Genomic DNA, 1,515 nt, shown 5'->3' with positions numbered 1-1,515 from the left:
GCCAGGCCCAGCACGCCGGTGATCGCCAGTGGCATCAACACGATGATGATGGCCAGAGACAGCACGATGTTTTGGTTGATGATCCTGCTGCCTCGGCGGGCGTGCTGCAATGCCTTCGGGATCAGCCGGAGGTCGTGGCCGGTGAAGGCGACGTCGGCGGACTCGATCGCGGCGTCAGAGCCGGTCGCTCCCATCGCAATGCCCACTGTCGCGCCCGCCAGTGCCGGCGCGTCGTTGATGCCGTCGCCGATCATCGCCGTCGGCGTCTTGGAGGAGAATTCGGCGACGATGCTTGCCTTGTCCTCCGGTCGCAGCTCGGCGCGCACGTCGTCGATTCCGGCGATTTCAGCCAGCGCCCGGGCGGTGCGAGTGTTGTCGCCGGTGAGCATGCTTACTTCCACGTCGTTGGCGTGCAGGGCCTGTACGGCTTCGGGCACCTCGGGGCGCAACTCGTCGCGGACCCCGATCGCCCCGGCGAGAGCGTCATCGACGGTGACTAGGACGCAGGTCTGGCCCTCGGACTCCATGCGCTCAACGTCCGCTTTCAGTGGCCCGGCGTTGATCCACCGGGGGCTGCCCACCAGCACGCGTCGACCTTCGACGGTGCCGCCGATGCCATGCCCAGCTTCCTCGCTGATGTCCGAGGCGGCAGGCGCTTCGGGCTCCGCTGCCGCGATCGCCGCGGCGAGGGGGTGCGTCGATTGCTGCTCAACTGCCGCCGCGAAGGAAAGCACCTGCGCCCGATCGAATCCCTCTGCCGGGACCACTCCGTTAACCTCGGGCTGGTTGCGGGTAAGGGTTCCGGTTTTGTCCACTGCCAGGTGACGGATGCCGCCGAGTCGCTCGAACGCCGCGCCGGACTTGATGACCACTCCGAACTGGCTGGCCGCGCCGATCGCGGCCACGACCGTCAGCGGCACGGAGATTGCCAGCGCGCACGGCGACGCTGCGACCAGGACTACCAGCGCACGGGTGATCCACGTCTCGGGGTCGCCCAGCAGCGAGCCGATCACGCCGACTAGCACCGCCAGGATCATCACCCCGGGCACTAGGGGTTGGGCAATCCGGTCGGCGATCCGGGCGCGGTCGCCCTTTTCCGCCTGCGCTTGCTCGACGAGGTCCACGAGTGTGGTCAGCGAGTTGTCCGTTCCAGCTGCGGTCGTCTCGACCTCCAGCACACCGGCGGAGTTGATCGCTCCCGCGGGCACTTCGTCGCCGGGCGCAACCTCCTCCGGAATGGATTCTCCGGTGATCGCTGAGGTGTCAAGGCTGGAGCGCCCAGACCGAATGATGCCGTCCGTGGCGATCCGCTCTCCGGGGCGCACGAGCATCAGTTCGCCAGCCACGAGGTCCTTCGCTGCGACCTCGACTGACGTGCCGTCGCGCAGCACCGTCGCGGTCTGCGGTACCAACTTCAACAGTGCCCGCAGTCCGCCCTGGGCCCGGTCCATTGCCTTGTCTTCCAGTGCCTCGGCGATCGAGTACAGGAACGCTAGCGCCGCGGCCTCTCCGACG

The 1,515-nt window shown here is 67.9% G+C and carries 1 protein-coding gene; it reads right to left on the bottom strand.

Annotated features, from left to right (window positions below; translation table 11 throughout):
• The coding region (locus HMPREF2875_RS01980; protein ID WP_070669830.1) for a heavy metal translocating P-type ATPase at positions 1–1,515 on the bottom strand (1,515 nt) is incomplete at both ends.

Source organism: Corynebacterium sp. HMSC078H07 (assembly GCF_001812805.1).
Classification (GTDB): Bacteria; Actinomycetota; Actinomycetes; order Mycobacteriales; family Mycobacteriaceae; genus Corynebacterium.
Note: the sequence above shows the minus strand (reverse complement) of the source record. Positions and strands in the feature narration are given on the sequence as shown.